This is a genomic window from Pelomonas margarita, assembly GCF_043555875.1.
Taxonomy (GTDB): Bacteria; Pseudomonadota; Gammaproteobacteria; order Burkholderiales; family Burkholderiaceae_C; genus Pelomonas; species Pelomonas margarita.
In genome coordinates, this window is sequence record NZ_JBIGHW010000089.1 from 1 (window position 1) to 255 (window position 255).

A 255-nucleotide genomic window follows, 5' to 3' on the forward strand; every position below is an offset into this window, starting at 1 on the left:
CGTGGCGGTGCTCCACGCGCTCCAGGTGCGCGGGCAGCGCCTGGCGCCGCGGCTTGCGCGGGGGTGCCTTGGGCGTCTTGGGCGCCTCAGGCAGGCCGCGCTGCAGTTCGGCCAACTTCGCGCGCAGGCTGGCCTCGTCCTCGGCCAGGGCTTCGGCGAACAGCAGCCGCTGCGCGGCGGTCATGGCCTCGGTCTTGGCGTCGAACTGCCAGCGGCGCAACCGGGCAAGCTCGAAGTTGAGCTTGTCGATCTTGG

Annotated in this window: 1 protein-coding gene; it reads right to left on the reverse strand. The window is 72.5% G+C overall.

The window, feature by feature from the left end; translation table 11 throughout:
- On the reverse strand, window positions 1–255 hold a 255-nt coding region (locus tag ACG0Z3_RS23370), incomplete at both ends, for a transposase (protein ID WP_394402473.1).